At 67.9% G+C, this 22,105-nt stretch carries 20 protein-coding genes; 4 read left to right on the top strand and 16 right to left on the bottom strand.

Features of this window, described 5'->3' with window-relative positions:
* Positions 1-5: 5 nt before the first annotated feature.
* The 8 genes from ACSION_RS02405 to glyQ form a co-directional block, all read right to left on the bottom strand.
* Complete coding sequence (locus ACSION_RS02405; protein ID WP_435304680.1) at positions 6-173, bottom strand: oxidoreductase-like domain-containing protein; 168 nt, start codon at positions 171-173, stop codon at positions 6-8.
* Entirely contained in the window at positions 170-2,311 is a 2,142-nt protein-coding gene (locus ACSION_RS02410; protein WP_435304681.1) for a S46 family peptidase, read from the bottom strand. Before ACSION_RS02410 ends, ACSION_RS02405 begins: the two co-directional genes overlap by 4 nt.
* Before the next feature lie 71 nt (positions 2,312-2,382).
* Positions 2,383-3,453: a winged helix DNA-binding domain-containing protein gene (locus ACSION_RS02415; RefSeq protein WP_435304682.1), complete on the bottom strand. Its 1,071-nt coding sequence runs from the start codon at positions 3,451-3,453 to the stop codon at positions 2,383-2,385.
* A 22-nt stretch (positions 3,454-3,475) separates the two neighbouring features.
* Complete coding sequence (locus ACSION_RS02420; protein ID WP_435306643.1) at positions 3,476-7,222, bottom strand: translocation/assembly module TamB domain-containing protein; 3,747 nt, start codon at positions 7,220-7,222, stop codon at positions 3,476-3,478.
* A gap of 83 nt (positions 7,223-7,305) precedes the next feature.
* A complete protein-coding gene (locus tag ACSION_RS02425) occupies positions 7,306-9,090 on the bottom strand; it encodes an autotransporter assembly complex protein TamA (protein ID WP_435304683.1) in 1,785 nt (594 codons plus the stop codon).
* Positions 9,091-9,207: 117 nt separating this feature from the next.
* Complete coding sequence (gene glyS / locus ACSION_RS02430; protein WP_435304684.1) at positions 9,208-11,301, bottom strand: glycine--tRNA ligase subunit beta; 2,094 nt, start codon at positions 11,299-11,301, stop codon at positions 9,208-9,210.
* Position 11,302: 1 nt separating this feature from the next.
* The gene (locus ACSION_RS02435) at positions 11,303-11,536 is read right to left on the bottom strand and encodes a hypothetical protein (protein WP_435304685.1); all 234 of its coding nucleotides are present in this window, start codon (positions 11,534-11,536) and stop codon (positions 11,303-11,305) included.
* Between the two features lie 3 nt (positions 11,537-11,539).
* Positions 11,540-12,460, bottom strand: a complete 921-nt coding sequence (gene glyQ, locus ACSION_RS02440) for a glycine--tRNA ligase subunit alpha (RefSeq protein WP_435304686.1) — start codon at positions 12,458-12,460, stop codon at positions 11,540-11,542.
* An 84-nt stretch (positions 12,461-12,544) separates the two neighbouring features.
* Between glyQ and ACSION_RS02445 the strand changes: the two genes are divergently transcribed.
* Complete coding sequence (locus ACSION_RS02445; RefSeq protein WP_435304687.1) at positions 12,545-13,270, top strand: glutamine amidotransferase; 726 nt, start codon at positions 12,545-12,547, stop codon at positions 13,268-13,270.
* A 31-nt stretch (positions 13,271-13,301) separates the two neighbouring features.
* Positions 13,302-14,231, top strand: a complete 930-nt coding sequence (locus ACSION_RS02450; RefSeq protein ID WP_435304688.1) for a BPSS1780 family membrane protein — start codon at positions 13,302-13,304, stop codon at positions 14,229-14,231.
* Between the two features lie 87 nt (positions 14,232-14,318).
* Here ACSION_RS02450 and tatC read toward each other — a convergent pair whose 3' ends face one another.
* From tatC to ACSION_RS02470, 4 genes are all read right to left on the bottom strand, one after another.
* Positions 14,319-15,071 carry a twin-arginine translocase subunit TatC gene (gene tatC, locus ACSION_RS02455; RefSeq protein WP_435304689.1) on the bottom strand — a complete coding sequence of 251 codons (753 nt, stop codon included), beginning with the start codon at positions 15,069-15,071 and terminating at the stop codon, positions 14,319-14,321.
* Positions 15,068-15,565 carry a Sec-independent protein translocase protein TatB gene (gene tatB / locus ACSION_RS02460; RefSeq protein ID WP_435304690.1) on the bottom strand — a complete coding sequence of 166 codons (498 nt, stop codon included), beginning with the start codon at positions 15,563-15,565 and terminating at the stop codon, positions 15,068-15,070. The genes tatC and tatB overlap by 4 nt, the downstream gene beginning before the upstream one ends.
* Before the next feature lie 24 nt (positions 15,566-15,589).
* Positions 15,590-15,808, bottom strand: coding sequence for a Sec-independent protein translocase subunit TatA (tatA, locus tag ACSION_RS02465; protein ID WP_056881531.1), 219 nt, complete (start codon positions 15,806-15,808; stop codon positions 15,590-15,592).
* An 81-nt stretch (positions 15,809-15,889) separates the two neighbouring features.
* Positions 15,890-16,747, bottom strand: a complete 858-nt coding sequence (locus tag ACSION_RS02470) for a lipid-binding SYLF domain-containing protein (protein WP_435304691.1) — start codon at positions 16,745-16,747, stop codon at positions 15,890-15,892.
* A 100-nt stretch (positions 16,748-16,847) separates the two neighbouring features.
* On the opposite strand from ACSION_RS02470, the gene hemH reads away from it, so the two are divergent.
* Both hemH and ACSION_RS02480 read left to right on the top strand, forming a co-directional pair.
* Positions 16,848-17,822 carry a ferrochelatase gene (gene hemH / locus ACSION_RS02475; RefSeq protein WP_435306644.1) on the top strand — a complete coding sequence of 325 codons (975 nt, stop codon included), beginning with the start codon at positions 16,848-16,850 and terminating at the stop codon, positions 17,820-17,822.
* The gene (locus ACSION_RS02480) at positions 17,819-18,664 is read left to right on the top strand and encodes an alpha/beta fold hydrolase (protein ID WP_435304692.1); all 846 of its coding nucleotides are present in this window, start codon (positions 17,819-17,821) and stop codon (positions 18,662-18,664) included. The genes hemH and ACSION_RS02480 overlap by 4 nt, the downstream gene beginning before the upstream one ends.
* Here the strand turns inward: ACSION_RS02480 and ACSION_RS02485 are convergent, their stop codons facing one another.
* The 4 genes from ACSION_RS02485 to ttcA form a co-directional block, all read right to left on the bottom strand.
* Positions 18,665-19,252: a hypothetical protein gene (locus tag ACSION_RS02485; protein ID WP_435304693.1), complete on the bottom strand. Its 588-nt coding sequence runs from the start codon at positions 19,250-19,252 to the stop codon at positions 18,665-18,667.
* Positions 19,253-19,378: 126 nt separating this feature from the next.
* The gene (locus tag ACSION_RS02490) at positions 19,379-20,167 is read right to left on the bottom strand and encodes a M48 family metallopeptidase (protein ID WP_435304694.1); all 789 of its coding nucleotides are present in this window, start codon (positions 20,165-20,167) and stop codon (positions 19,379-19,381) included.
* Between the two features lie 36 nt (positions 20,168-20,203).
* Positions 20,204-21,106, bottom strand: coding sequence for a recombination-associated protein RdgC (locus tag ACSION_RS02495; RefSeq protein WP_435304695.1), 903 nt, complete (start codon positions 21,104-21,106; stop codon positions 20,204-20,206).
* A gap of 66 nt (positions 21,107-21,172) precedes the next feature.
* Positions 21,173-22,084 carry a tRNA 2-thiocytidine(32) synthetase TtcA gene (ttcA, locus tag ACSION_RS02500; RefSeq protein WP_093489265.1) on the bottom strand — a complete coding sequence of 304 codons (912 nt, stop codon included), beginning with the start codon at positions 22,082-22,084 and terminating at the stop codon, positions 21,173-21,175.
* Positions 22,085-22,105: the final 21 nt, after the last annotated feature.

Here is a 22,105-nt window from a genome sequence, read left to right on the forward strand (position 1 = left end):
GGACGTCAGGCGACGTCCGGATGTCGCTGCGTCCACGCCGCCAACTGCTCGCGATAGTGCTGCAGCTGTTCCGCGTAGAGATCGTGCACGCAGATCGGGCAGCCGCTGTTGCAACAATCGCTGGGTAGCGGCGGTTCGGGTTCGACCGGGCGCGGATCGTTGTCGGGTGTCACTGCGCGCCCATTTCCTTCAGCAGGTGCGGCGCCGGATAGACCTTGCCCATCAGCCAGCGCAGGTAGCGCATGTCCACGTGCACCGCGCGCTTGTAGCGCGGGTCGAACATCCAGCTGGCGCTGACGGACTCCCAGTTGCTGTCGAAGTTCAGGCCGATCAGTTCGCCGCGCGCATTGAGCACGGGAGAACCGGAGTTGCCGCCAGTCGTGTCCAGGTTGGTGAGGAAATTGACCGTCTGCGTCTTCAGTGCGGGATCTTCGGTGCCGGCGAAATCGCCTTTGGCGATGGCATCGAGCAGCGGCTTCGGCGCGTCGAACGGCACCTCGCCGGTGTTCTTCTCGACGATGCCGGCCACCGTCGTCACCGGCGTGTACTGCACGCCGTCGCGCGGCGAGAAACCGTCGACCTTGCCGAAGCTGACCCGCAGCGTGCCGTTGGCGTCCGGGTACAGTGCGCTCCCCTGCTGCTTTCGCCATGCGAACAGCGCGCGCATGTAGGCCGGGCGCAGCCGCAGTTGTTCGCCCTCACGTGTCTTGCGCTCTTGCTCCAGCGCCAACTGCACGGGTACCAGCGCCGTTGCCAGGTCGATCAGGGGATCGGCGGCCAGCGCTTTGCCTTCGCGCGCCGCCGCGAAGCGCGACAGTCGCTCGGCCTCGTCGCCGAGCTTTGTTCCTGCATACAGCACGTCCAATGCCTTCTTGAGCGAGGCGGGCGTGCGGCCGAAGGCCGCATCGAAGCCCGGCAGGCGCTGCGCGTCCGGCAACTGCTGGTAGCGCGTCAGCAGGACCGTCAGCAGGGCCTTCTCCACGGCAGGCGAATAACGGCGCTGCACCTGCTTCAGGATGCCTTCGATCAACGCATGGTCGCGGGCCTGATAGCCGCTCTCGCGCTCGGCGTCCGGCTTGGCCGACTCCACCCGCAAGCGTTCCAGCGTGATCGCGCTGCGCATCAGTTGCGACTGCGAACCGAACAGCGCCAACAGCAGCTCGCGCTCGCGCACCGCCGATCCGCCGGCGATCGAGGCGGCGAGTGCATCGATGTCCGACCGTTCCTTCGCTGCCGCGTCGGTCGCCAACATGCCGCGCTCGTCCTCGCTGCGGACGCGCACGGCATTGCTGCGGCGCAGGCCTTCCAGTTCGCCGGCAGCGCGCTTGCGGTTGTTCTTCAACGATTGCAGCTGCGCCGCATAGCGCGTCTTCGCGTCGGCATCCTGCTTGCCGGCCGCTTCGATCACGTCGATGAGCTGGTCGAACACTGCCACGCGCGCGGGCAGGGTCCAGTTGATCTGTTCATCGAACTCGGCCGCCGTGCGGTGCCGGTAAGTGACGCCCGGATAGCCGGCGAGCATGGCGTAATCGCCCGTCTTCGGTCCGTCCTTCGCCAGCGCCAGGTGCGCCGGTGCGCGGTAGGGCACGTTGTCGGCGCTATACGCGGCGGGTTTTCCGTCCTTGCCCACGTAGGCGCGCAGCAGGGTGAAGTCGCCGGTGTGGCGCGGCCACATGAAGTTGTCGATCTCGTCGCCGTAGTTGCCGATCGCGCGGGGCGGCGCATACACCAGGCGGATGTCGCGCAACTCGAGCTGCTTGATGCGGTAGAAGTCCGTGCCGTAGTACATGTTCGCCACGCTGCAGCGGACGCCGGATTCCCGTTCGCAGTCGGCGACGATCGCTTTGCTGGCGCGGTCGATGGCGTCGAAGTAGGCGCGTCCGGTCTTGCCGCTCGCGTCCTTCAGCACCGCGTCGGTCACCTTGTCGTAGCCCACCGTGACCAGCACGCGGAAATCCGGATTGGCGGGAAGCTCGGCGCCGCGATCGCCGGCAACGAAGCCGTCATCGATCAGGTTGCGCTCCGGCTTGCTGTTGTACTGGATCACGCCGTACGCCACGTGGTGGTTGGTGAGCACCAATCCATCCGGCGAGACGAATGCGCCGGTGCCACCGCCGGCACGTACGACGGCACTCAAGGGCGCGGCAGTGACATCCGCCAGCGCCTTCGGATCGCCCTTGAAACCGGCCTCGCGCAGCGGTTTGGCCAGTTGCGGCAGCTGCGACGGCATCCACATGCCTTCATCGGCATGCGCGGGCAGGGCGAGGGCGACGCCCAGGGCGAGGGCGGAAGTCGAAAGTCTGCGGCGCATCGGCAGGGTCCACGGAAACAGGTCGTGACGATAACGATCCATCCGTGGCGCGGCAAATGCCGCGCCGCAGGTCAGGACAGGAGCGGCGTGGGCGCGCCGAGGAAGCGGCCCAGTCGCGCGGCGGCTTTCGCGATGCCGGCGAGCTCCCTGTCCTGCAAGGTGCGGAACGGCGAAAGCCGGAGCCCACCCCGCGCGTCGGCTTCGCGCTTCCAGGTGCCAACGACTCTGCCCTCCACGATGATGGTGGGGCTGACCAGGCCATTGATGCCGATCACGCGGCGCAAGTACGCGTTGTCCACGACGGGCGCGCGATTGCGATAGCCGATAACGTACTCGTCGAATGCCGGCAGCAGGTGGATCGCGTGCGCGCTGCGCGTCTCGGGCAATGCAGGTGCATGCCACAGCGTGTCGTCGTCGTTCGGTTCGCGCTGGAGCTGCGAAGCCGCCACGTCCAGTGCCCGCTTCGCATCCTTCTGGGTCAGGCCAGACCACCATGCGAGATCCGCCGCCGTGGCGGGCGCATGGCCTTGCAGGTAGCGCAGGGCAAGGCGTTGCAGGGCTTCGTCGCGATCGAGCGATGCGGCGGCGGGAATCCAGGCATCGAGCCAGACGAACGTCGGTTGTCGTCCTTCGCGGGGTCCTTGGCAGATCAGCCCTTCCTGCGCCATCCAGCCGAGGACGTGCAGGCCGCGCTGGCCACCGCTGTCCACGCCGATCGCATCCAGGCACGCGTACAGATCGCCGCGTTTGACGGGTCGGCCGCGCGACAGTGCCGCTTCGATTGCGCGCCTGCAGCGTCCGAGTGTTTCGGCATCGAGTCCATGGTCGCGGGCGATGCGCGCGGCGTTCGCGGCCTGTACGCGCGGTGCCATCAGCGCCACCATCCAGCGCACGTCCTCGCGCGCGAGCCAGTGCAGGGTGCCGCGCATCGGCCAGGTGCGCACGATCTCGCCGCGTGCGATCGACGCTTCCACCGTCGCCAGCGTCGCACCCGCGGTACGCAGGCCGATCGCCCACAGCGAGGCGGCGTAGTCCTGCGCCTGCATGGCGCCGAGATGGCCGACCGCGGCGCCGACCGAGTCGGCGATCGGCGTGGCGATGCCCTGCCGCTGCAAACGATGCCGGCGTAGCGCCGCGGTCATCGGGATGCGTGGACGTGGCGCACTATTTTTCCTTGCGCCAGTTGACCGAGCCGCGCGTCTCGGTGGTGCTGGATTCGATTTCCACGTCGAAGCCCTTGCGCAGCAGGTACTTCAGCGTCACCGCGGAGCCGGAGCCGATCATCGATACGCCGTAGCTCACGTACAGCTTGGGCGAGAGGTACTTGCCCACGCCGAATACGGAACCGCCCAGCGTGCGCGATTCCAGCACGCCGGCATCGTCCAGGCCGATCTTCGCGCCGAGCTGCGAAGCCAGCAGGCCCGCGCCCGCGCCCAGTGCCGAAGACGCTGCGTTGATGCGCTGGCTTTCGTCGCTGCTCGCCGTGTTGAGCGAGCGGCCGAGCACCAGGTAGGCGAGCGCTTCGGATTCGGACATCGCGGGGTTGGACCACACGCGCGCACGTGGCTGGCTGGCGCGGCCGGTCACGTCGATGCCGGCGGTGACGCTGGCGCTGACGACCTCGCGCTCGGCGCGGATGTTGATGCGCGGGTCCGAGACCGCGTTGTTGCTCCAGGTCAGTTCGCCGCGGGTGATGCGCAGCTTCTGTCCATACGCTTCGTAGCGGCCGTCCACGTCGAGGCGACCGGTGGCGAGCATTTCGCGGCCGGGCTGCGAACGCACGTGCAGCGTGCCGGCGAGCGTGCCCTCCAGCCCGTATCCCTTGAGGTTGACCTCCGGGCCGACCTTGAGCGCGAGGTCCAGATCCAGGCGCGAGCTGGGCGCGCGTTCGGGATCGGCCGGATCCAGCACGACGACGTCTTCGGAAGCGGACACGCCGTCGTCCAGTTTCTCCACGTCGATCGTGGCGGACGGCACGCCGACCTCACCGCGGACCTGGATGGTGTTGTCGGCGAAGCCCACCTGCAGGTTGGGCGAGGCGACCGCGCGCAGGTCGGTGGTGTCGGCGACCAGCACGTTCTCGCCACGCACCTGGAATTGCAGCGGCGTGGTGTCGTTGTTCCAGCCCAGCGTGCCGGCGACGTTCAACACGCCACCGGTACCGGTACCGCCGGTGGACGACACGGTCTTCATGCTGCCGTCGATGCGCGCGCTGCCATCGGACAGGGCGACCAGGTCGGCGCTGCCGTCGGTAAGCGAAACGCCCAGCGCCGGCAGCTCGCCGGTGAATTCGGTGAGCGTGGCTTCGCCGCTCAGCAGCGGATGCCCGCGTGTGCCGGCCACGCCGATATGGCCGGCCAGCTTGCCGCGCGGACGCACCAGATCCGGCGAGAACAGTTCCATCCAGAACAGGCGCGAGTTGTGGAAGTACAGATCGCCCTTCAGCGGTGCGAACGCATCCCAGCCGGTGTTGAACGTCGCATCGACATAACCGTCGCCCTTGAAGCCCGTGCCCAGGCGGCCCTGGATGCGCTGCGGGTTGAATTCCGCATCGAAGGTGAAGTTGTCGTAGCGGATGATCTCGCCGCGCGCGCTGGTGCCCATCTTCAGGCCGCCATCGAGCGAGGCCAGGTGCACTTCGCCCTGCCACGCGTTGCCGGCAGGGCGCAGCGATGCATCGAGAGTGAACTCGCCGCGCAGCGTCAACGGACGGCCGTTGTTCGGCGGCAGCCACGGCTGCACGAGCGCCAGCGACAGCGCTTCGCCACGCACCTTCAGGCCCTCACGCGGCCAGTTGGCGATGGCGCACAGTGCGCCGCCGATGTCGGAGCCCAGGCAGCTCTCGGACAGCGTCCACGCGGCGCCGTTCTGCGCGAAACGCGCGGGCTGCCGCAGCGTCCACGGGTTGCCCTTGGACGGCGCGATGCGCAGCGCATCCAGCGTGCCCTGCCAGTTGGCGCCGCGCTTCTGCGCACTGCCGGCCAGCGCCACCGCGCCCATCGCGTTGCGTGCATCGCCGTCGAAGCGCAGGTCTTCCACCGCGCCGCGCGCATGGAGTTGCACGCTGTCCAGCACGGTACCCACGTCCACGGCGCTGCCTTGCAGGGCGAGTTCGCCATTGCCGTTGCGCCACGGCAGGCGGCCGCGCAGGCTGACCTGGCCTGCGCTCCAATCGTTCCAGCGCAGGTTCTCGCCGCCGAGGTCGGCGTCGATGTTAGGCGCGGTCCGCGCACCCGTCAGTTTCAGCGTGCCGGCCAGCGTGCCGCTGGCTTCAGGCAGCAGGTCGGCGAGGTTGAGCGGGCGGAACGTCGCATCGACGTCCAGCGTATCGCTGACTTTGCCCTTCGCAGCGACGCGGCTGCCGCCGAGCGACAGGTCCAGTTCGCCCTGGCCCGCGTTGCCGTCGAGGGCGAACTTGCCGCGCGCGTCGAGCGCGCGATCGCGCAGGCGGCCGCCCAGCTTCGGGACGTCCAGCGTGCCCTGGAACTGACCGTCCTCGCGCTGCCGTCCTTTCGAGGCGAGCTGGCCGGAAACGTTGCCGTTCCAGCCCGCCGCGAAATATCCAGGATCGAACCCGGCGAGCGTGGCCTGTACGTCCCAGTCGAGCGCGGGCGCCCAGCCGACGGTACCGGTGGCATCGAGCGTGCCGGTCGGCATGGTGGCCCGCAGCTTCTCCAGCTGCACGCGCTCGGCGTTGCCACGGCCATCGAACTCCAGCACGGCACTGTCGTCTCCGCGCGTCAGCGTGGCCTTGCCGATCGCGGCCCAGGCTTCGAGCTTGCCCGCCAGGCCGAAGTCGCCCTCAGCACCGATCGTGCTGTCCGCCTCGGTGCCCCAGCGCAGGCCGCGTGCATTCACCGCGAACCGGAACTCGGGGTTCTCCGGTACGGTGAAATCCGCGCGTCCGCGCAGCGCGGCGTAGCCGTCGAACGCACGGATCGCGAGCGGTTCGACCGTGAGTACTTCGCCGTCGATGCGCGCGTGCGACGGTTCGATCACCACCGCGATGTCGCCCTGCTGCACCGTGCCCTGCAGGTCCGCAGCGCCACCGGCGCCTTTGGCGACCAGGTCGAACGCCACCGGCGTGCTGTCGTCCATCACGCCCAGCAGCGACAGGTCGAGCGCTTCGGTTTTCGCGGCGAAGTTCCAGGTCGGTTTCGTCTCGCCACGCAGCGTCAGCGTGGCGCGCACCGGCGCGGGTGCCGCACCAGCCAGGCCGACGTTCATGCGTGCGCGGTTGCCGCGCGCCACCAGCCCGAGGCGCGCAGGCGTGCGACCGGCCGCGGCGGGAAACACGCCGCTGGCGGTCAGGTCGGTCTCGTAGTTGTCGCGCGGCGCGTAGGCGCCGTGCACGCCGAACGCGCCACGGTCGCTGGCGATCGCCAGCTTCTCCGCGTGCACGTAGCCATTGCCGATGTCGATGCCGCCGGTGGCGCGCGCGATGTCGATGACCGGTTGGCCGCTTTGCCGGATCAGGAAGCGGTCGATCTCCAGCCGGTCGGCCTGGATCGCGAGCGGCATCTCGATCTGCGGCAGCAAGTCGGGCCAGTGCGGCAGTTCGAAAGGCTCGTCGCTCTCGGGGATGTCGAGCATCGCGCCGCGCACGCGCAGCACGTCCAGGCGCAGGCGCTTGCCGAGCAGCGGCCGCAGGTCCGGTTCGAGGTAGACCTCGTCGGCGGTGAAGCGGATCGTGTCCCAGCGGAAGTCGACGCCACGCAGCGTCAACGGGCCGGCGATGGGGCCATCCACTTCCTTGTAGGTCAGCGATGCATCCGCCGGCAGGCGCGCCTGGATCTGCGCGAGCAACACATCGCGACCCGCCACCGTCTGCAGCAACCAGTACAGGCCGATGCACAGCAGCACCAGCAACACGCCGCTGCCGATCGCGCTGCGGATCGCCAGCGTGCGCATGCGGGCCTTGCGGCGCGCGCGCAGCTCGGCGATGCGCGCGTCGCGCTCTTTGGGCGTGAGGTTGTCGGGGACGCGTGGCTTCCTCACAGGTCCGTCCCGATGTTGAGGTAGATCTGGAAGCTGGAATCCGGGTCATCCAGGCCATGCGCGATGTCGAGCCGCACCGGTCCCACCGGCGAGCGCCAGCGCAGGCCGATGCCCACGCCGGTGCTGAGCTGCGGGCGGGTGCCGTCGAACGCGCTGCCGGTATCCACGAACACGGCACCGCCGTAGGGCCCGCCCTTGGGATAGAACTCGTACTCCACGCTGCTGGTGAGCACGTTCTTCGCGCCCAACGCGTAGTCGCCCCGGCGCGGGCCGACTTCGCGAAACGCATAGCCGCGGATGCTGCGGTCGCCGCCGGCGAAGAAGCGCAGCGACGGCGGCATCGCCACCAGCGAGCTGGTGAACGTGTGGCCGTATTCGCCGCGCACGATCAGCGCGCTGTTGGTCTTGTACTGCTGCGACCAGCGCGCGCGCATGTGGAACTGCAGGAAGTTGGCATCCGAGCCCGCGCCTTCCAGGCCGCCACGCAACAGGATGGAGCCGGCAAGCTGGTCGGGCCGGTTCGAGCCGACCGGCGAATTGGTGTAGTCCGCGCGCAGCGAGGGGTAGGTGAACGTCGCGTACTCCACGGTGGTGTCGGGCAGGCCGGTGACGGGATCGTCTTCGACATAGCGCCAGCGTTCGCGCAAGGCATGCAGCGAGGCCACCGCGGTCCAGTCCTCGCTGACTTGGCCGCTGCGGCTGCCGGTGAACTCGACATGGCGCAGGTCGATGTAGTCGGTCTGCTCGTCGCTGGCCTGCACACCGACGGTGAACCAGCCATCGAGCCACTTGAACGCGGGGATGCGGTACTGCGTCAGCAGCGTCTTGCGCTTCTGCGCGTAGTCCAGGTACGTGGACAACTTGTGGCCGCGCGAATTGACGTAGCGGCGGTCGAGGCCGAGCCGGATGCCGGGACCGCTCTCGGTGCCGTAGCTGACACCGGCGGTGTAGATGTCGCGCTTGGCCAGTTCGAGGTTGACGTCGATCGGCACGCGTCCGTCTTCGGCCTTGTCCGGGTTCGCCTGGATGTCGATGCTGGAGAAGTAGTCCAGCCCCACCAGCGATTCGCGCAGGCGGTCCAGCTTGCCCTGGTGGAAATAGCTGCCTTCTTCCCAGTACACGAGCTTGTCGAGCAGGCCCTGGTCGAACTTGTTCTGGTGGAACGTGGTCGGACCCATGTCGTAGCGGATGCCGCTGACCCAACCCAGGGCGATGTCGGCCGCATGCTCCGCGCGCGTCACCTCCACGCGGCGATGGGTGAAGTCGGCGTCGAAATAGCCACGATCCGCCAGCCGCCGCACGATGGCCAGCTTGCTGGCTTCGTAGGTGGTGTGGTCGAACACGTCGCCGACCTTCGGCGCGAACGCCTCCAGGTCTTCCTTCAGATAGCGGTCGCTACCGCCGTCGCCTTCGATCGACAGGTCGCGCCGGCGCACGCGCACCGGCTCGCCCAGCGCCACCCGCACGGTGATGGTCAGGCGTTCGTCATCGGCGCCTTCCGTGCGGGGTGCATCGATGGTGATGTCGGGGGCGTAGTAGCCGAAGGGCTCGAGCGCTTCGCGCGTCTCGGCGACGGCTTCGCCCAGCAGGTATTCCAGCCGCGATTCGCCCAGGCGGCTTCCGAGCGAGTCGTTGAGTGAGAGCGCCGCGTTGACGTTCTCGATCATCAGTTCGTCATCGAGTCCCTCGATCCGGACCTTGTCCACGATGGCCGCAGCCCAGGCGGGGCCCGTGGCGGCAAGCATGCAGAGGACGGTGGCGAAGCGGGGGAGTCGTCGCATGCAGGCAGGATAACCGGTGCAGGTTAAGCGCGGTGAACGAGCAGCGTGGCGACATCTGCGGCGCGGCCACGCCCGTTCATGTCACGCCGTCCATGCCGTGGACGGCGCGGGCGCGGATCAGGCCGACAGGTGCTCGATGGCGGCCACCGCACGGAAGCGGTCGGCCAGGCGCTTGAGCAGCGCCAAGCGGTTCGCACGCACGGCAGGATCGTCCGCATTGACCATGACGCCGTCGAAGAACGCATCCACCTGCGGCCGCAGGCGCGCGAGATGGGCCAGCACGGTGACGTAGTCATGGTGGTGAAGCGCTTCGTCGGTCTCGCCGAGCACGGCTTCCACGGCTTCGGCCAGCGCACTCTCGGCAGGATCGTTGAGCAGCGCGCGGTCCACGCCATGCGGGATGGCGATGTCGGCCTTCTTCAGGATGTTGCCGATGCGCTTGTTCGCCGCGGCGAGCGCTTCGGCTTCCGGCAGGGTGGCGAAGGTGCCGATCGCATCCAGGCGCGTGTCGAAGTCGTACAGCGACGCCGGCTTCAGTTCCGCCACCGCGGTGAAGTGCGTGGCAGGCACGCCCTTGTCTGCGTAGTAGCTGCGCAGGCGGTCGAGGATGAAGTCATAGAGTTCGCCCGCATCCGCCGTGGCGGTTGCGTTGTCCTTGCCGGTGGGCAACGGGCCGATCGCATCGATGGCTTTTGCGATCAGGTCCTTGATCGAGAGATTGAAGCCACTCTCGATCACCGTCCGCGCCAGGCCCAGCGCATTGCGGCGCAGCGCGAAGGGATCCTTGTTGCCGGTCGGCTTCAGGCCTGCGGCGAACCCGCCGGCCAGCGTATCCAGGCGTTCGGCGATGGCCAGCACCTTGCCCAGCGGCGACAGGGCGATGTCGTCGCCGGCGAAACGCGGCTGGTAGGCCTCGTCGATGGCCAGCGCGATCTCTTTCGGCTCGCCGGCGGCGAGGGCGTAGTGGCGGCCGGCGATGCCCTGCAGTTCGGGGAACTCGTTGACCATGCGCGACTGCAGGTCGTTCTTCGCCAGCATCGCGGCACGGCGCGCCAGCGCGGCATCCGCACCGACCATCGGCGCGATCGCTTCCGCCAGGGTGGCGACGCGCTCCGCCTTGTCGGCGACGCTGCCCAGCTTGGCCTGGTAGGTCACGGTCTTCAGGCCATCGCCCATCGACACGAGGCCCTGCTTGAGGTCTTCGTCGAAGAAGAACTTCGCGTCGGCGAAGCGCGGACGGATCACGCGCTCGTAGCCCTTGCGGACTTCCGCCACGTCCTGCGACTCGATGTTGGCGATGCCGATGAAGTGCTCGGTCAGCTTGCCGCCGTCGCTGAGCACCGGGAAGAACTTCTGGTTGATCTCCATCGTCTCGATCAACGCTTCCTGCGGCACGGCGAGGAACGCGGATTCGAAACTGCACAACACCGCCGCCGGCCACTCGGTCAGGCAGACCACCTGTTCGAGGTTGTCGTCGGTGACGCGCGCGGTACCGCCGGCCTGTGCGGCGGCCTTGTCGACTTCGGCGACGATGCGCGCGCGTCGCGCGTCGGCATCGACCAACACTTTCGCGCCCTGCAGCGCCATCACGTAGTCACCGGGATCGTTGATCCAGACCGGCTTGTCGTGTTCGAAACGATGGCCGCGGCTCATCCGGTCGGAGGTCACGCCCAGCACCTCGGCCGGCACCACGTCCTTGCCCAGCAGCAGCACCAGCCAATGCACCGGACGCGCGAACGCGTATTCGTGCGCGCCCCAGCGCATCGGCTTGGGGATCGGCATGCCGACGATGGCCTCGCGCACGACGTCGGCCAGCAGCTCGGCGGTCTTCGCGCCGGGCTTCACCGCGCGATGGACGAAACGCTCGCCCTTGCCGTCGGTGGTGCGCTCCAGTGCGGTCCAGTCGATGCCGGCCTTGGCGGCGAAGCCTTCCAGCGCCTTGGTGGGAGCGCCGTTCGCGTCGAGTGCGATGTTGAGGTACGGGCCCAGTACTTCGGACTTCTGCTCGGGCTGCTCCACGTCCACGGCCGGCAACAGCACCGCCAGGCGGCGCGGCGTGTACAGCGGCTTGGCATCCCCACGCTCGAAGCCGATGCCGCGCTTCTCCAGCGCGGCGATGACGCCGTCGAAGAAAGCCTGCGCCAGGCCAGGCAGCGCCTTGACCGGCAGTTCTTCGGTGCCGAGTTCGATCAACAGCGGTTGCTTGCTCATATCACGTCCTTACGCGTCGCCAGCAGATCGGGGCGACCGGTTGTATCGAGTCGGGAGGTTGCGCATGCCGCTTCGCGTTCAGCCACAGCAGCACCATGCCCGCGACGGGCGGCAGGATCAATCCGAAAAGGAACCACAGCAGCGCGCTGCGTTGGGTCGTCTGCGCCCAGTACGCGGTGAAGATCGCGAAGAGGAAGGGCGCGAACGTCACCGTCACCACGGTATCGGGCGACATGGCTCAGGTCTCGCCGGACGCGCGCTTCAATCCCGGGAAGCCCAGCTTCTCGCGCTGCGCGTGGTACGCCTCGGCCACCGCTTGCGCCAGCTTGCGCACGCGCAGGATGTAGCGCTGGCGCTCGGTGACGGAGATGGCGCGGCGCGCATCCAGCAGGTTGAAACTGTGGCTGGCCTTGGTGACCTGCTCGTATGCGGGCAGCGGCAGGCCGGCCTCCACGAGCTTTAGGGCTTCCTTCTCGCAGGCGTCGAAGCGGTGGAACAGCTCGGCGACGTCGGCATGCTCGAAGTTGTACGTGCTCTGCTCGACTTCGTTCTGGTGGTACACGTCGCCGTAGGTCACCACGCCCTGCGGGCCGGTGGTCCAGACCAGGTCGTAGACGTTGTCGACGTTCTGCAGGTACATGCAGAGGCGTTCCAGGCCATAGGTGATCTCGCCCAGCACCGGGCGGCATTCCAGGCCACCGGCCTGCTGGAAGTAGGTGAACTGGGTGACTTCCATGCCGTTGAGCCACACCTCCCAGCCCAGGCCCCAGGCGCCGAGCGTCGGCGATTCCCAGTTGTCCTCGACGAAGCGCAGGTCGTGCACGCGCGGATCGATGCCCAGCGCCTTCAGCGAGCCCAGGTAGAGCTCCTGCAGGTTGTCGGGGTTGGGCTTCATCACCACCTGGTACTGGTAGTAACGCTGCAGGCGGTTGGGGTTCTCGCCGTAGCGGCCATCGGTGGGGCGGCGGCTGGGCTGCACGTAGGCGGCGTTCCACGGCTCCGGGCCGAGCGCGCGCAGGAAGGTGGCCGGATGGAACGTACCGGCGCCCACTTCCAGGTCCAGCGGCTGGATCAGGACGCAGCCCTGTTCGGCCCAATACTGGTTCAGCGTCTGGATCAGGCCCTGGAAGGTTACCGGTGAAATTGTGTGTCCGGCCATGGCGTTATCGTGCACTGCGGAAAAGCGGGCTAGTATACGGGCAAGCCCTTGTCCTGCCGCTGCTTTGCCGTCGTGGATGCCCCCGTGAAAGCCCCTTTCCTCATCGTCGAAACCGGCCAGCCGGTGCGCTCGATGCGGCGCTATGGCGGCTTCCCGCACTGGATCCGCGTGGCAGCCGGACTGGAAGCCCACGAAACCGTGGTGGCGAACGTCGAGCGCGGTGATGCGCTGCCCGGGCGGGAAGGGTTCGCTGGCGTGATCGTCAGCGGCTCCGCCGCGATGGTCACCGACCGTGCGGACTGGAGCGAGCGCAGCGCCGAATGGCTGCGCGACGCGGCCCATGAAGGCCTGCCGCTGCTGGGCATTTGCTACGGCCACCAGCTGCTGGCGCATGCGCTCGGCGGCGAAGTGGCGTACAACCCGGCCGGGCGCGAATCCGGCACCGTCCACATCGACCTGCACCCGCAGGCGCAGGACGATCCGCTGTTCGGCGCGCTGCCGCTGAAGTTCACCGCCCACGCCACCCACGTGCAGACCGTGGCCCGTCCGCCGGAGGGCGCCACCGTGCTGGCGCGCTCGGCCCAGGACGACTGCCATGCGTTCCGCTGGCGCGATCGCGCCTGGGGCGTCCAGTTCCACCCCGAATTCGCCACCCACCACATGCGCGGCTACGTGCATGCCCGGGCCGAGCACCTGCGCAGCGAGGGCCGCTGCCCCGGCACCATCGCCCGCGGCGTGACGGCAGCGCCGCAAGCCCGCAAACTATTGCGGCGGTTCGTCCGCCATGCGCGCGGACTGCACGCGCGCTGATCCATCGCCGCACCCCCTCCAGAGAACCCTGATGTCGACGATCAACAAGGTGCCGGCCAGTGCCGGCGCAGAATGGCTGCTGGCGGGCTTCGCCCTGCTGAGGCGTGCGCCGGTGCCGCTCTTCGCGATCAGCGTCGTCGGATTGCTCGTCGTCGCGCTTTCGCTGCTGATCGCGGTCGTCGTCGTCGGTCTCATGTCGGCGCTGCCCTTTCCGCTGTCGTTGATCCCGCTGTTGATCTACGCCGCGTTGACCCTCGGGGTGCCCTGCCTGATTTTTGCCGGCGTGGTGTGGGCGGCACGCGAAGTGTCAGAAGGCCGCGATGCGAGCGTGCATCACCTGCAGGTAGGGATTCGTCATGTCGCGCCGTTGTTGTTGACGTCGGTCATTCCGCTGGCGGGCACGATCCTCTCGGCCATCCTGCTGATCGCACTGATCGGAACCGAGGGCGTGCAGCAGGCCAACGACGTCATGCTGAAACTGCAGGCCTTGATGGCGGATGGCGGGCAACCGGATCCCGCACAGGTCAATGCCCTGGTCGCTTCCTTGCCTGTCGTGCGATTTCTGTTCTGGATGCTGGTGACCATCGCATTGGCGCCGATCGTGGTTTGCCTGGTCATGGTGGCGGTGTCGGAGGTGATCTTTTCCGACCGCAGTGGATTCTCGGCGCTCAGGCTCAGCCTGGCGGCGAACGCCAAGAACTTCGGGGCACTGATCGTATTCTCACTGCTGCTCGCAGTGTTGTTGTTCGCACTGAGCCTGGTCCTGCAGATCATCGGCGTGATCGTGCAGTTCGTGCTGGGGCCGGTGATCGCGGTGCTGTTCACCAATCTGGCGTTGATGGGCGTGCTGATGCCGCTGCTGGCCGGCGCGGCTTACACCGCCTGGCGACAGATGCTGGGCAACGGATCAGCTAGCACACCGGGCGTTTCAATCCCCACGGTGTCGCACATCGAAGTGTAGTCAGCGTCGAGGATCGTCTCGAGCACCAGGCGGGCAACGCTGGCTCATCGCATGGGTGCGCTGCGGCGCGTTCAACGTGGTGCAGGCTCAGGGTTCGACGGGGCGCGGCTTCAACCACCCCGCGGCCAAGATGCCCACTTCGTACAGCAGGCACATCGGGATGGCGAGCATCAGCTGCGACACCACGTCTGGCGGCGTGATCAGGGCAGCGATGACGAACACGCCGACGATGGCGTAGCCGCGACCTTCGCGGAGCTGCTGCGGCGTGACCCAGCCCAGCAGCACCATGATCACCAGCGCCACCGGCAGCTCGAAGCTCACGCCGAAGGCCAGGAAAATCACCATGACGAAGTCCAGATACTTCGCCGGGTCCGGCGCCAGCGTCACGATGTCCGGCGTGAACACGGTCAGTGCGTGGAAGACGCTCGGCAGCACCAGGAAGTAAGCGAACGCACAGCCGGCGTAGAACAGCAGGATCGCCGAGACCAGCAACGGCATCGCCAACCGCTTCTCATGCTTGTACAAGCCGGGCGCGACAAAGCTCCACGCCTGGAACAGCAGCCAGGGCGAGGACAGGAACAGCGCCAGGAAGAACGCCAGCTTGATCGGTGCGAAGAAGCCCGAGGTGGGGTCGCTGGCGATCATCTGCGTCGCCTGGCCTGCGGGCAGCTGTGAGATCAGCGGGCGGGCGAGATGGTCGTACAACTGGCGCACGAACGGCAGCAGCGCCAGCAGGATGAGGCCGGTGCCCGCGAGCCCGCGGACCAGCCGCGTGCGCAGCTCCAGCAAGTGTTCCATCAGGCTGCTTTCGGCCTCCTGGCCCGACGATTCGCGGTTCATCGCGCTTCCTTCGGCGGGAACAGGTCGGCCGTGGTACCGACATCCGGCGCCGGTGCATCGTCGGCGGGCACGTCTTCATGCACGTCGGTGGTCGAGGCGAGGCGACCTTCCTCTTCGATCATCGGATCGGGATCGGCCGGCGGCTTGGCGAGCGCGGGGGGCGTGATCGCGGATTCGACGTCGTCACGCAGCGCCTTCGCATCGTCGCGCGCCGCCTGGCGCACTTCCTCGAACTGGCGTTCGGTCTCGCGCGCACCGTCGCGGATGCGCTGCTCGGTATCGCGCAGGGCGTCCTGGGCGTCCTTGAGGTTGCGCTTGAGCTCTTCGGACGCGAGCTCGCGCTCCAGTTCGTCCTTGACCGAGTACCACTGCGCGCGCGCGCGGCGGACCCACAGCCCGGCGAACCGTGCCGCCTTGGGCAGGCGTTCGGGGCCGAGCACGATCAACGCGACGACCGCGATGACCAGCAGTTCACTGAAACCGATGTCGAACATGGTCGCGGCGGAGATTCCGCCGGATCAGCTGGCGTCGCGGTCGCGCTCTTTGGAGGCGCTGGTTTCGTCGCTGCGGGACTGGTCGCCCAGCTGGCCGGCCGGCTTGTCGTCGCGCATGCCTTCCTTGAAGCCCTTCACGGCCTCGCCCAGGTCCTTGCCGGCGCTACGCAGGCGCTTGGTGCCGAAGACCAGCAGCACGACCACCAGCACGATGATCCAATGCCAGATGCTCAAACCGCCCATGGTGTGCTCGCAGAAAAGTAGGGACGCTCAGGATAGCGCAGCCCGGGGGTGCGGATGTTGATCCACACCCCATGACTTCCGTCAGGGCGTGCCGTCCAGCGGCTCGGTGCGGACTTCGCCTTCCTGAACCGGCTGGAAGCCCTGTGTCTGCGTCGGTGCCGGCGCTTCGACCACGACCGGCGCGACCGCGGGGGCCGGCGTCGCGGCGCGTGCCACGGAACCGCTGGTGCCGCGGTTGCTGCGGGCGAGCTCGGTGACTTCTTCGAGCTCATCGCGGAAACCGACCACCGCATCGGACGGCTGCCCGGCGCGGCTCTCGAAGATGGCGCGCGGCGTGGCGGCGCTGCCGTAGACGGCGGTGTTGGCTTCGTCGTCGATCTGCAGCACGGCGCCGTCGAGGGCCACGCCGGCGAACAGGCCGCGCGCGCGCGACCACGACCAGATCTCGGCCTTCAGCTGGCCATCGGTCGAGGCGGAGGCATTGCGGCCGACCGGGCCGGCGGCCACGCCGGCATCGGCGCCGAGGGTGAACTTGCCGTTGACGATGGAGTCCAGTGAACGGTCGTTGCGGAACACCAGCACCACGTCCGACGACTGCACGCCGGCCTGGAAACCGATGCTGCCACCGGTGAGCTTGATGAAGACCGGCTGCGACCAGCTGCCGTCCGGGTTCTTCACCGACATCAGGCCGTGGCCGCGACGGCCGCCGATGACCAAACCGGCTTTCAGGGTGTCCGGGATGACGACGATCGCCTTGCCTTCGTCCAGCAGCTTGTCGGGAATCCCGTTCTCGGGAATGCGCTGGATTTCGTTGAGCACGCGGACCGCATTGGTCGCGCGCTCGTCTTCCTTCGGCCCGGCGATGGCCTGGCCTGCGAACAGGGCGGCGGCCAGCGCGAGGGCGGTGGGCGGCAGCAAGCGGCGGGAGGTGCGGTTCATGGCGGACTCCGGAGAAGGACTCGCAGCAGAATGCTGCAACTGATTGAAAGTAGGCGTGAGCGCATGAATCTGTGCTGACGCGTGCGGGCGCTCTGACACAATAGCGCCCATGACCGACATGCCTTCCACCGCCCTGCTCGTCGTCAACCTCGGCACGCCCGAAGCGCCTACCGCGCCGGCCGTTCGCCGCTACCTGGGGGAATTCCTCAGCGACCGCCGCGTCGTGCAGATCCCGCGTATCGCGTGGCTGCCGCTGCTGTACGGCCTGATCCTGCCGTTGCGCGGTCCCAAGGCCGCGGCCAAGTACGCCAGCATCTGGTTGCCGGAGGGCTCGCCGTTGGCGGTCTACACGCGTCGCCTGAGCGACGTGCTGCAGGCGAGATTGCCGCGCTGGCGGGTGATGGACGCCATGCGTTACGGCGCGCCGTCGCTGGCGGCCCGCCTGCGTGCGCTGCGAGAAGAAGGCGTGCAGCGTGTCGTGGTGCTGCCGCTGTATCCGCAGTACTCCACGACGACCACCGAGTCGGTGCGCGACGTGGTGGTACGCGAGGCCGCCGGGCTCCAGGTGCACTTCATCGAGGACTATGCGGTCGATCCCGGCTGGTTGGGCGCCGTCGTCGCTTCGGTCCGCACCTGGCGCGCCACCCATGGCGCGGGCGAGCACCTGCTGTTCTCGTACCACGGCTTGCCGCAACGCCTGGCGCGTGCGGGCGATCCGTATCCGCAGCAATGCGAAGCGAGCACGCGCGCCATCGTCCAGGCGCTGGGCCTGCGCGACGACGAATGGACGCTGACCTACCAATCGCGCTTCGGCAAGGAGCGCTGGCTGGAGCCGGCCACCGATCTCACCCTGCGCGCACTGGCCGCCCGCGGGGTGCGCAAGGTGGATGTCGTGTGCCCGGGCTTCGCCGTCGATTGCCTTGAGACGCTGGAGGAGGTGGGCATCGGGTTGGCGGAAGAGTTCGCGCATGCCGGAGGCGAACTGCGCTACCTGCCTTGCCTCAACGACGGCGCGGGCCACGCGGATGCACTCGCGGCACTTGCACGCCAGGCGACAGGCGACGTCGCCGCATGACGCTGCGCGACTTCGAGCTGCAGATCCCACTGGGCCGCATTACCGGCTTGCGCAACGACGGCGATGGTGCGCGGGTGATCGCGCTGCATGGCTGGCTGGACAATGCGGCGAGCTTCGTCCCGCTGGCGCCACACCTGTCCGGCACGCACTTGGTCGCGCCCGACCTGCCGGGGCATGGCGGAAGCTCGCATCTCGCGCCGGGGGCCGAGTACACCAGCGGCGTGGCGGTGAACGCGGTGCTGGATATCGCCGATGCGCTGGGCTGGCAGACGTTCTCGCTGCTGGGGCATTCGATGGGTGCCGGCATCGCGAGCCTGGTGGCGGCCTCGGTGCCGGAGCGCGTGCAGCGATTGGTCGTGATCGAAGCGCTGGGTGGGTTGGCCGAGACCGTCGAGCGCACTGCCGACCGCTGGCGCGAAGCCATCGCGGCAGCGCGCGCGCTGCCGGGCAAGAAGCTACGGGTATTCTCGGACCTCACGACGCCGGTGCGCGCGCGCATGCAGGCGAACCAGTTGAGCGAACCGGCGGCGCGCCTGCTGGTCGAGCGGGGCGTGCGGGAGGTGGAAGGCGGGTACGTCTGGAGCAGCGATCAGCGGCTGACGCTGCCCACGCCGCAACGGCTGAGCGAGCCGCAACTTGCGCGCCTGGTCGCCGGCATCGCTTGTCCCACGACGGTGGTCTATGCGGATCCGCCGCAGGCCTACTTCCCTGAGCCCTTGCGGACCCAGCGCGCGCAGTTACTGCCGGACGGCCGGCTTCATGTCATCGCCGGTACGCACCACCTGCACATGGAAGACCCCATGGCGGTGGCCGACGTGATCGGCGATTTCCTGCGCGGCTGATCAACCCAGCTTCGCGCGCCGCAGGTCCAAGGCCAGGCGGATATCGCTCTTGCGGATGGGGGCCTGGTTGCGCCACCAGGCGTTGGTGACGACGTCCAGCTCCGGGTCTTCGCTGGAGAGCCGGCGTAGCAGTGCAATGTCCTCGGCCGTGGCGGGCAGCTCGTCCGGCAAGTAGAACGCATCAAGCGGTGAGCGTGCAGGTGTCCGTGTCACCCGGGCCAGCAGCGCCACCAGTGCGATCGCGAGCAGGCCATAGCCGGCCAACAGCATGGTTTGCGACGACAGTGCGCTACCGCGCCACGCCAGTGCGCCGCCGCAAGTGCTGAGGACGAGGAAAAGCCACGCCGCACGATCCATGCGGCGCATCTTGCCGGCTTCGCGCCGCCGCTCGCGTGCGCGGCGTGCCGCTTCTTCCACGGTGACGCCCTTGCGGCTCATCAGCGCGCGTCGCGCATGGATCGTCGCGCTGGTCTCGGACGCCGGCAGGGCATACAGCGAGAAGCGCGAAAGGGCAGGCAGCTCGTCGCTGCGGCCTGCATCGAGGTCCGCATCGAGAGCGGGCGGGGTGCGCGAAGCGGTGAGGGACATGAAGGTGACCGGACGAAGGAGTTGGCGCCGGGAGCGTGGCTCCATTCCCTGTGAGCCACCGGGCTCCCGGCCCCTTTTCATTCGCGAGGTGCATGCCGCGCAGGACATGGCGACCCGACGCGCCGATCAGTCGCTGGACAGCAGTCGATGCAAGCGGGATTTGAGGCGGCGTCCTTCCGCATGGAAATACGCGCGCTCATCGCGCCATGCCGGGAAACGGGATTCGACTTCCCGCCAGAAGGCAGGCGAGTGGTTGGCCTGCAGCAGATGGCAGAGTTCATGGACCAGGACGTACTCGAACGCCGACGCACGACCCAGCACCAAGGCCACATCCAGTGTCAGCGTCCCGTCAGGTGCGAGCGAACCCCATTGCGAAGACATCACCTTCAAGCGGATCTGGCGGGGCGCGCGTGGCAGGCCAGCCAGGTAGGCCGGCAGCCATCGGCCGATGTCCGCGCGCGCTTCGGCTTCGTAGAACGCGCGCAAGGTCCGTCGGAGGGTGGCATCGCTGGTGCGCGAGGATAGATCGATGTGGATCCCGTCATCCTGCTTCGTGATGCGAGTGAAGCGACCTTCGTGCCAGTGCAGCGGGAGATCCTCATCGCGCAACGGCAGGAAGGCGGTGACGCCGGGCGTCAGCGCGACGTCGTCTTGGTCCGGCGCGTATCGCGAGAGCTGATCGCTCAGCCAGTCCCGATGCTGCTGCAGGAAGCGATCGCCCGATACCAGGCTGGCACGCCACGGCAACGTAAGCCGCGCGCCGCGTTCGTCGACACTCAGCTTCAGGCGCTTGGCGCGCGGATCGCGGACACGCTGCACGTCCAGCGTGCGGCCATCTCCAAGCTCCAGCGTGACGACATCTCGCTCGACGCTGCGGGGCGTATGGGCGATCAGGCGGCGGAGCAGGGATGACATGCGGGCATCATAGCCGCGCTGTCGCGCGGCCGGAACTCACTCCGCCTTGCTGAGCTTCAGTGCGTGCTCGAGCACCAGGAACAGCCGCTTCAGCTCGCCCGCCATCAGCGCGAAGCGCGCATCGAGCTCGGCGCGCAGGTCGTCGTGCTCGGTGTTCTCCAGCTGGTCGACCGCGCCGTCGAGGAACTTCAGCTTGCGCACGATCAGGTCCTCGCCGAGGACGAACGACACGTGGTCGTCCAGCACCAGCGCGAGCTTGGTGACCTGCTTACCCGCTTCCAGGTGCTTGGCGATCTCGTCGCTCTGGAGTTCTTGGTTCTGGCACTTCACCACCGCGCCGCCTTCCATCGCGTCCTTGAGCTCGCATTCCTCGCCCAGCGACAGGCCTTCCGGCAGCGGTTCGCCGGCGATCCAGCCGGTCAGCACGCTGCGCGGGGCGACTTCCGCGTTGAGCGGCAGGGCGGGGAAGCTGCCCAGCGCGCGACGCACTTCGGAGACCACGTTCTCGCCGGTCTTGCGCGAAGACGCGTCGACGGCGATGAAGCCATGCTCCAGGTCGATCAGCGCGTCGGTGCGCGAGGGCTTCACGAACGCGCGCGGCAGCAGTTCATGCAGCAGGTCGTCCTTGAGGCGCTTGCGAGTCTTGCCGCCCGGCTTGCGCCCCTCTTTCTCTTCGATTTCCAGCAGTTTCTTCTGCAGCAGGTCGTTGACCACCGCCCCGGGCAGGATCTTGTCCTCGCCACCGACGCTCAACCATATCGCGTCGTTGATGCGGTGGGACAGCGCTTCTTCGCCACGGCCGAACGGGGAAATGAAGCCGCGCGAAGACAGCTCGAGCGGGCCGACGGGCTTGAGCGCGGCTTCGGGGAGCAGTTCGTCGAGCTGGGAGAAATCGAGGGAGGTCGGGAAGCGGAACAGCGTGAGATTGCGGAAGAACATCGACTATCCAGGATGAAGAAAGGTCACTCCACCCGCAGGCGTGCGGGTGGATCGGAACGGGTGGGGTTACAGCGGCGCTTCGCCGTCGGCGTTCGGTTCGCCGGCCAGCCAGGCATGCGCATCCGGCAGGGCGGCGCCATCGCGATGGCCCAGCGACAGGAAATCGAACAGCTTCGGATCGGAGAGCTGCGAAGGGCGGATATCGCCCAGCGCGCGCGCGATGGTCTCGATGCGGCCGGGCGTCTCGCGCTCCCAGGCGTCCATCATCTTCTTGACCTGCTTGCGCTGCAGGTTCTCCTGGCTGCCGCACAGGTTGCAGGGGATGATCGGGAACGCCTTGGCCTCGGCGTACGCGGCGATGTCGTCCTCACGGACGTAAGCCAACGGACGGATCACCACGTGCTTGCCGTTGTCCGACAGCAGCTTGGGTGGCATGCCCGACAGCTTGGCGTGGAAGAACATGTTGAGGAAGAACGTCGCCACCAGATCGTCGCGGTGGTGGCCCAGTGCGATCTTGGTGAAGCCGTTTTCCTCGGCGTAGCTGTACAGCGAGCCGCGGCGCAGGCGCGAGCACAGCGAGCACATCGTCTTGCCTTCCGGAATCACACGGCTGACGACCGAATAGGTGTCCTGCTCGATGATGTGGAAGGGCACGCCGACGCGTTCCAGGTACTCCGGCAGTACGTGCTCCGGGAACCCGGGCTGTTTCTGGTCCAGGTTCACCGCCACGAGTTCGAAGCGCACCGGCGCCTTCTTCTGGAGCTGCAGCAGGATGTCCAGCATCGTGTAGCTGTCCTTGCCGCCGGACAGGCACACCATCACCTTGTCGCCGTCCTCGATCATGCCGAAGTCGGCGATCGCCTGGCCGACCTGGCGGCGCAGGCGCTTGGCCAACTTGCCCTGCTCGTGCACGGCGCGGCGCGGATCGGCGGCCGGACGGCGCAGGACGGGGTCGGGAAGGGGCAGGACGGTGCTCATGGCGCCATTGTACCGGGGCGC

The sequence above is a fragment of the Pseudoxanthomonas sp. LjRoot125 genome (assembly GCF_964252705.1).
In the GTDB taxonomy this organism is placed as follows: Bacteria; Pseudomonadota; Gammaproteobacteria; order Xanthomonadales; family Xanthomonadaceae; genus Pseudoxanthomonas_A.

Bases quoted from the DNA above. Each gene is read 5' to 3' on its own strand.
- ACSION_RS02410 (WP_435304681.1), bottom strand. From the start codon at position 2,311: ATGCGCCGCAGACTTTCGACTTCCGCCCTCGCCCTGGGCGTCGCCCTC.
- ACSION_RS02415 (WP_435304682.1), bottom strand. From the start codon at position 3,453: ATGACCGCGGCGCTACGCCGGCATCGTTTGCAGCGGCAGGGCATCGCC.
- ACSION_RS02420 (WP_435306643.1), bottom strand. From the start codon at position 7,222: ATGCGCACGCTGGCGATCCGCAGCGCGATCGGCAGCGGCGTGTTGCTG.
- ACSION_RS02425 (WP_435304683.1), bottom strand. From the start codon at position 9,090: ATGCGACGACTCCCCCGCTTCGCCACCGTCCTCTGCATGCTTGCCGCC.
- glyS (WP_435304684.1), bottom strand. From the start codon at position 11,301: ATGAGCAAGCAACCGCTGTTGATCGAACTCGGCACCGAAGAACTGCCG.
- ACSION_RS02435 (WP_435304685.1), bottom strand. From the start codon at position 11,536: ATGTCGCCCGATACCGTGGTGACGGTGACGTTCGCGCCCTTCCTCTTC.
- glyQ (WP_435304686.1), bottom strand. From the start codon at position 12,460: ATGGCCGGACACACAATTTCACCGGTAACCTTCCAGGGCCTGATCCAG.
- ACSION_RS02450 (WP_435304688.1), top strand. From the start codon at position 13,302: ATGTCGACGATCAACAAGGTGCCGGCCAGTGCCGGCGCAGAATGGCTG.
- tatC (WP_435304689.1), bottom strand. From the start codon at position 15,071: ATGAACCGCGAATCGTCGGGCCAGGAGGCCGAAAGCAGCCTGATGGAA.
- tatB (WP_435304690.1), bottom strand. From the start codon at position 15,565: ATGTTCGACATCGGTTTCAGTGAACTGCTGGTCATCGCGGTCGTCGCG.
- tatA (WP_056881531.1), bottom strand. From the start codon at position 15,808: ATGGGCGGTTTGAGCATCTGGCATTGGATCATCGTGCTGGTGGTCGTG.
- ACSION_RS02470 (WP_435304691.1), bottom strand. From the start codon at position 16,747: ATGAACCGCACCTCCCGCCGCTTGCTGCCGCCCACCGCCCTCGCGCTG.
- ACSION_RS02480 (WP_435304692.1), top strand. From the start codon at position 17,819: ATGACGCTGCGCGACTTCGAGCTGCAGATCCCACTGGGCCGCATTACC.
- ACSION_RS02485 (WP_435304693.1), bottom strand. From the start codon at position 19,252: ATGTCCCTCACCGCTTCGCGCACCCCGCCCGCTCTCGATGCGGACCTC.
- ACSION_RS02490 (WP_435304694.1), bottom strand. From the start codon at position 20,167: ATGTCATCCCTGCTCCGCCGCCTGATCGCCCATACGCCCCGCAGCGTC.
- ACSION_RS02495 (WP_435304695.1), bottom strand. From the start codon at position 21,106: ATGTTCTTCCGCAATCTCACGCTGTTCCGCTTCCCGACCTCCCTCGAT.
- ttcA (WP_093489265.1), bottom strand. From the start codon at position 22,084: ATGAGCACCGTCCTGCCCCTTCCCGACCCCGTCCTGCGCCGTCCGGCC.